This window comes from Bradyrhizobium sp. CSA207 (assembly GCF_029051685.1).
In the GTDB taxonomy this organism is placed as follows: domain Bacteria; phylum Pseudomonadota; class Alphaproteobacteria; order Rhizobiales; family Xanthobacteraceae; genus Bradyrhizobium.
Map to the genome: position 1 here is coordinate 231,862 of NZ_JAACFT010000009.1, position 6,423 is coordinate 238,284.

Annotated in this window: 4 protein-coding genes; 2 read left to right on the top strand and 2 right to left on the bottom strand. The window is 64.5% G+C overall.

The features are described 5' to 3' along the window. Nucleotides 1-58 precede the first annotated feature (58 nt). Both GWG65_RS12890 and GWG65_RS12895 read right to left on the bottom strand, forming a co-directional pair. Nucleotides 59-1,237 (bottom strand): PHB depolymerase family esterase, encoded by a 1,179-nt coding sequence (locus GWG65_RS12890; protein WP_275195937.1) that lies wholly within the window; start codon nucleotides 1,235-1,237, stop codon nucleotides 59-61. A gap of 139 nt (nucleotides 1,238-1,376) precedes the next feature. Continuing rightward, nucleotides 1,377-2,789 (bottom strand): MFS transporter, encoded by a 1,413-nt coding sequence (locus GWG65_RS12895; protein ID WP_275195938.1) that lies wholly within the window; start codon nucleotides 2,787-2,789, stop codon nucleotides 1,377-1,379. A gap of 595 nt (nucleotides 2,790-3,384) precedes the next feature. Here GWG65_RS12895 and GWG65_RS12900 point away from each other — a divergent pair. Next, complete coding sequence (locus GWG65_RS12900) at nucleotides 3,385-4,620, top strand: LLM class flavin-dependent oxidoreductase (protein ID WP_275195939.1); 1,236 nt, start codon at nucleotides 3,385-3,387, stop codon at nucleotides 4,618-4,620. Nucleotides 4,621-4,760: 140 nt separating this feature from the next. Continuing rightward, a complete protein-coding gene (locus GWG65_RS12905) occupies nucleotides 4,761-6,137 on the top strand; it encodes a cytochrome P450 (protein WP_275195940.1) in 1,377 nt (458 codons plus the stop codon). The last annotated feature ends 286 nt before the right edge of the window (nucleotides 6,138-6,423 follow it).

The following is a 6,423-nucleotide window of genomic DNA, read 5'->3' on the forward strand; positions in this document are numbered from 1 at the left end:
GTCCCGGATCGGCGCGTGCTTGAGGCGCGCTTGTCCGGGACGACGAGCTGGATTGGAGCTACTTCATCAAGCCCGCGGCCGTCAGCGCCCGTGTGATGACCGCGCCGAGATCGAAGCCGCGGGCTGTCTCACGCTTCGGCTCGGCCGGCTGTTCGGCAACTGCCGCGCGGATCGAGCGGGCCAGATGCGGTGCGGGCGACAGCGCCGGCTTCGACGCGGCGGCCAGCTTTGCCTCCGGCTTCGTCTTGGCATCCGGAATCCAGCCGGTCAGGCCGAAGAACTTTGCGATGTGATAGGACGAGGAGATGCCCGCCTCGATCAGGAACGCACCTTCCACGCCATAGCGCTGGTCGTTGTCGGCGATGCCGAGCGGCGTGCCATGTGCCATGTCGGCAATGCTGTAGGACTCAACCAGCGTCTCGCCGTCCTTGTTCCACCAGGCCTGGCGCGGATAACCGTCGACGTCGGTCTCGGCCATCGGCATCTCCGGCAGATCGTGCAGGTCGAGCCATTGCTTGACGATCTCGTCGGCATTGCCGGGATTGACGGTGCGGTCGGCGCTGCCGTGCCACACCGACACCTTCGGCCACGGGCCGCGATGGTCCGAAGCGTTACGCACGAGATCGCCGAGCTCGCGTGCCGGACGCGCCGGCGAATGGAACATGCCGTCCAGCGCTTCGCGCAGGTTCGACGCGATGCCGTAGGGAAGCCCGGCGATGATGGCGCCGGCGGCGAAGATTTCCGGATAGGTCGCAAGCATCACCGACGTCATGCCGCCGCCGGCGGAGAGACCGGTGACGAAGATACGCCGCGGATCGACGCGATGCGCCTCGGCCATGTGCGCGATCATCTCGCGGATCGAACACGCCTCGCCACTGTCCCGCGCGGTGTCTTCCGGATTGAACCAGTTGAAGCAGGTGTTGCTGTTGTTGGCGCGCTGCTGCTCGGGCATCAGCAACGCAAAGCCATAGTGCCTGGCCAGCGTCGACCATCCCGCACCGAAGTCGTAGCCCGCCGCCGTCTGGCCGCAGCCATGCAGCACGACGACAAGCGCGCGTGGCTTCTGCAATTGCGCCGGCACGAATTTGAACATGCGCAGATTGCCGGGATTGCTGCCGAAGCTCGTCACTTCTTCCAAGGGGCTGGATAAGCCAGCGCTCCGGCCGAGCTCGGCAAAGCGCAAACCATCCGCCTTCGACAGGCGTCTCAAGAGATCAACATTTCTGGCGAGCGACACGGCAACTCCTGGCAGGCGACGTTCAACGTCACCCAAATCAAATAGTTGCTGCGGCGCAAAATAAAAAGACCGTGTGCTGTCGATCGCTACGAAATCGCGGGAAAACCCGCTGGAATCCGCAGGTATTAACCGCAATGCCTCAACTTCGTGCAGAGGCAAGGCGCATCCACGCCAGAAATGCGGCGCAGATCGTGATTAACGCCGCAAACAGCGCGAGCGAGACGACGAATCCTGCGCGCGCCGATTGCAACGATTCGATGACGAAGAACACCGCGCCGATTGCGGCCACTCCGGCCGCATTTCCAATCTGCGCGGTGGTGCCGTAGATGCCGGAGGCAGAGCCTGCAGCGGCCGGCTTCACGGTCGAGAGCACCGCGCCGGACAGTGGCGCCATGACCAGCCCTTGACCGTAGCCGAAGATGAGCATGGTCAGCGCGAGCTCAATCGGCGTCGGCGCATCGACAAAGCCTGCAACAAGCGCCAGCGCAGCGAGGCCCGCAATCTGCAACGCGCAGCCTTCGATCAACACCAGGGTGCCGCGATGCCGCGTCCGCGCGCCGCTGTGGCGTGACGCCACCACGAAGGCGAGCGCAAGCGGAATGAAGGCGATACCGGCTGCGAGTGGCGCGATCTTCAGACCTTTTTGCATGAACAACGTCATCACCAGATAGAACGACAGATTGGCGGCGAAGAAAAACAAGGCTGCCCCGAGCCCGCGCAGAAAAGCCGCGTCCGCCAGCAAGGTGAGCTCGATCAGCGGCATGCCGCCGGCACGCGCGACGGAACGTTCGAGCCGCAAAAAGCCCGCGAGAATTGCGCCGCCGATCGCCATCACCGCCCACAGCAACGGCGCCCAGCCCACATCATGGCCGAACAGCAGCGGTCCGATCAGGCACAGCAATCCGGCGAACAGCACGATGCTTCCCTTGACATCGAGCTTTGTGCCGGCCCGGCGCGGCACCGGCGGCATGATGCGCCATGCGGCGGCCGCGATGACGATGCCGCAGGGCACGTTGACGAAGAACACCGAGCGCCAGCCGGTGCCGGCGAGATCGATCGTGACCAGGAGGCCGCCGAGCAGGAAGCCCGCCGCGCCGGCAAGCCCCAGCACGATGCCGTAGATGGCGAAGGCGCGGCCGCGCGATTCATCGGTGAACAAGAGATGCAGCGTCGCCAGCACCTGCGGCACCATCAGCGCCGCGGTCGCGCCCTGCGCCAGCCGCGCGACGATCAGCTCCACGCCCGATTGCGCCAGCCCGCACCACAGCGAGGTCAGGGTGAAGCCGAGCACGCCGGCCAGAAAGACGTTCTTGGTGCCGTGAATGTCGCCGAGCCGGCCGCCGGTGACGACCAGCGTGGCATAGGCGATCAGGTAGATCGCGATGACGGACTCGATCTGCGTCGGCGTCGCATGCAGATCGACCGCGATGGTGGGAATGGCGACATTGACCACGAAGGCATCGACGCCGAACATGAACTGGGCAGCCACGACGATCGCCAGCACCCACCAGCGCCGGGACGAAGCGATTTGTCGTGTGACGGTTTGATGCATCGGGACGGGACTTCCTTCGAACTTCGCTGCCCGAATGTCTCAGATTGATTGCGGCGTCGCGATTACCTCGGAGGTAAGCATCGCGCGCCCTTCACCTCGCCCCGCTTGGGGGCTGGGCAATCGCATATGGCACTTGGGAGACCATGAAAGTGCGCGGCGTGCATGGTTCGAGACGCCCGGCTTGGCGGGCTCCTCACCATGAGGGTCTAAGATTTCGCCGCGGAACAAGACTCATCCTGAGGAGCCCGCCAAAGCGGGCGTCTCGAAGGATCGGCCATAACACCTACTTCTTTTTCATGTGCGATTGCCCTGCCGCTTGCGGGGGAGAGGTCGATCGCGAAGCGATCGGGTGAGCGGAGCTTCCGCGAATCCGACTGCTGCTGTGACTGCGGAGAGAGCCCTCACCCCATCCTCTCAGCGCGAGCGAAGCTCGTCGCGGCCCGGTAAGGACGGGGAGAGGAAGACGAGACGCCTTCGCCTCGTTTCCGCGCATGCCTGCATTCCGCTGCGCGGGACATCGTGTGATTGCGTTCGTTCCTCCCAGCACGTAGCCTCGCGGCCTCAACAAACAAAAAATCAAGCCGGAGAGAACGCCATGGCGCGCCTGAAATTCGGAGCCTTTCTTGCCCCGCATCACCCGATCGGGGAGCATCCGATGCTTCAGTTCCGGCGCGATCTCGACCTGGTCGAGCAGCTGGATAGCCTCGGCTATGACGAGTTCTGGTGTGGCGAACATCACTCCTCCGGATGGGAAATGATCGCCTCGCCGGAGATGTTCCTGGCCGCGGCCGGCGAGCGCACCAAGCGGATTAAGCTCGGCACCGGCGTGGTGTCGCTGCCCTATCATCATCCCTTCAACGTCGCCCAGCGCATGGTGCAGCTCGACCATATGACCGGCGGCCGCGCCATCTTCGGCTCCGGTCCCGGCGCGCTCGCCTCCGACGCGCACACGCTCGGCATCGATCCGATGACCCAGCGCGATCGCCAGGACGAGGCGATCGGCGTGATCCGCCGCCTGTTCAACGGCGAGCGCGTCACCGCCAGGAGCGACTGGTTCACCATGAACGACGCCGCACTCCAGATTCTGCCGTTGCAGGAGGAGATGCCGTTCGTGGTGGCCTCGCAGATCTCGCCCTCCGGCATGACGCTCGCCGGCAAATACGGCATCGGCATCATCTCGCTCGGCTCGATGACGACGCAGGGGCTGATGTCGCTGCAGCAGCAATGGCAGTTCGCCGAGGACGCCGCCAGGAAGCACGGCACCACGGTCGATCGGGCGAACTGGCGCGTGCTGCTGACCTGGCACCTCGCCGAGACCCGCGAGCAGGCTAGGCGCGAGGCCGGCGCCGGGCTGATGCGTTGGCACAACGAATATAATGTCGGCACGCTGCAACGACCCGGCCTCACCGCGTTCGCCTCGCCCGACGAGGCCGTGGACAAGACCGCTTTCGTCGACGGCGCGGCCTCCGTCATCGGCACGCCCGACGATCTCGTCAAGATGATCAAGAACGTGATGCAGGTGTCGGGCGGAATCGGCGCCGTCATCGGCTTCGTGCACGACTGGGCCAATCCGGAGAACACGCGCCGGAGCTGGGACCTGGTGGCGCGCTATGTCGTGCCTGAGATCAACGGCTACATCGACGGCTTGCGCAAGTCGCAAAAATTCGTGATCGAGAACCGCGCGATCTTCGAACGCGCAGGCCAGGCCGTAATGGCGAAGATTATGGAAAACGAAAAGGCCGCAGAGGCGCTGAAGGTGACCGGCGCCGGCCGCGTCGCCATTCCCGCCGTCAACGCCCCGGATCTGCAGAAGGAAGCGGCAAAGCGGTAGGCCTCGTCACCGCCTCCGTTGGGCGATGACATGTCAGACGTTTGCGCCTGTGCTATGCTGATCGCATCAGCCTGGCGCGGGCCGCAATAATGCCGCGGCCATGCGATTTCCGTTCGGTCAGCCAAACCGGAGCACTCGTCATGTCGATGCAGAATGTGGCCTCGCCGGCGCTCAGTTTCAGCCCGCCCAGGCGCAACGAGCTGACGCACATCCCCGGCGACGAGGGCTGGCCGATCATCGGCAAGACCTTTCAGGTGCTGGCGGATCCCAAGGGTCATATCGAGGCGAACGGCGCCAAATACGGCCCAGTCTACCGCACCCATTTCTTCGGCGAGACCAATGTCGTGCTGCTTGGCCCCGAGGCCAACGAACTCGTGCTGTTCGACCAGCAGAAGCTGTTCTCGTCGACCCATGGCTGGAACAAGGTGCTCGGCCTGTTGTTTCCGCGCGGGTTGATGCTGCTCGATTTCGACGAGCACCGGCTGCACCGCAAGGCCCTGTCCGTCGCGTTCAAATCCGGGCCGATGAAATCCTATCTCAGCGATCTCGACCGCGGCATCGCCGCTCGCGTCGCGCAGTGGAAGGCGAAGCCGGGCGCGATGCAGCTCTATCCGGCGATGAAGCAGCTTACGCTCGATCTGGCCGCAACATCCTTCCTCGGCGCCGAGATCGGACCGGAGGTCGACGAGATCAACCGCGCCTTCGTCGACATGGTCGCAGCCGCGGTCACCCCGATCCGCCGCCCCCTGCCCGGCACGCAGATGGCGCGCGGCGTGAAGGGCCGCAAGCGTATCGTCGCCTATTTTCGCGAGCAGATTCCGCTGCGCCGCGCCGAGGCGGGCGGCGAGGATCTGTTCTCGCAGCTCTGCCGTGCCACCCATGACGACGGCGCGCTGCTCTCCGAGCAGGATATCATCGACCACATGAGCTTCCTGATGATGGCGGCGCACGACACGCTGACCTCGTCGCTGACCTCCTTCATCGGCGAGCTCGCGGCGCATCCGGAGTGGCAGAAGAAGCTGCGCGACGAGGTTTTGGCGCTTGGGCTTTCCGCCGATGCGCCGACCAGCTTCGACGATCTCGAAAAGATGCCGCTGTCGGAGATGGCCTTCAAGGAAGCGCTGCGGATCAAACCGCCGGTGCCCTCGATGCCGCGCCGCGCCATGCGCGATTTCAGCTTCAAGGGCTTTATGGTTCCCGCCGGGACGGCGATCGGCATCAACCCGCTCTATACGCATCACATGAAAGACATCTGGCCGGAGCCGGATCGCTTCGATCCCTCTCGCTTCACCGAGGAAGCCCAGCGCAACCGCCACCGCTTCGCCTGGGTGCCTTTCGGCGGCGGCGCACATATGTGCCTCGGCCTGCACTTCGCCTACATGCAGGCCAAATGCTTTGCCCGGCACTTCCTGCAGAACGTCGAGGTGTCGCTGGAGCCGGGCTACACGCCCGACTGGCAGATGTGGCCGATCCCAAAGCCGCGGGACGGGCTGCGGGTGGTGGTGAAGCCTTCGTAGGACCTCCTACCGGTGGTCAAGGGGGATTGAGGGTCCTTGAATGAGCATATCGTAGCGCCGTGCTCGACGCTGTCCAGGACGCTACGCGCCGGCTCTGCCGGTGCCGAAGGCATCCTGGACAGCATCTGCGCGCGGCGCTCTGGCGATCGGCAGGTCGGGACGAAGGAATGGCCGCCTGGCCGAACAAAGGAATAGGCTCACGCGTTTGCAGAGTTCTTCGTGCTGTTATGGTCCGCGTCGTAAGGGGTCTTTCGCTTGAGCGTCGCGCATAAGGCAAAAAGCAAGC